Annotated in this window: 1 protein-coding gene; it reads right to left on the bottom strand. The window is 43.2% G+C overall.

All coding sequences use genetic code 11. From position 1 onward, the window contains the following. Positions 1-167 precede the first annotated feature (167 nt). Positions 168-290, bottom strand: coding sequence for an SDR family oxidoreductase (locus M3175_RS26115; RefSeq protein WP_285852458.1), 123 nt, complete (start codon positions 288-290; stop codon positions 168-170). Positions 291-424: the final 134 nt, after the last annotated feature.

Here is a 424-nt window from a genome sequence, read left to right as displayed (position 1 = left end):
ATGACCGTCAGATCTCAAAATCTGAGAACTTAACTTATTATAATCGAATGTCACAATCTAATTGTTGATATTTTGAATAAAGCTTAGTATAAGTTAGACTTAGAAAAAATGATGAAAAAAAATCAGTAGCGATATTTTCGATACTGATTTTTTCAGCCCGTCAATAATTACGCACCCAACACACTTTGACCACAGACACGGACAATGTTGCCATTGATGCCGCCCGATGCAGGGCAAGCCAGCCAAGCAATGGTTTCAGCCACATCAATCGGCAAACCGCCCTGGCTCATTGAGTTCATCCTGCGACCTGCTTCTCGAATCGCAAAAGGTATCGCAGCGGTCATTTGGGTTTCGATAAATCATGGCGCTACCGCGTTGAAGGTAATCACGTGCTTTAACGTAGGTGCAGTCGCTTGTACCTCGC

Source organism: Robertmurraya korlensis (assembly GCF_023715225.1).
Taxonomy (GTDB): domain Bacteria; phylum Bacillota; class Bacilli; order Bacillales; family Cytobacillaceae; genus Robertmurraya_A.
This window is presented reverse-complemented; position numbering and strand designations above follow the sequence as displayed.

Coding starts and splice junctions, on each gene's coding strand:
- M3175_RS26115 (WP_285852458.1), bottom strand. CDS start 290: ATGAGCCAGGGCGGTTTGCCGATTGATGTGGCTGAAACCATTGCTTGG.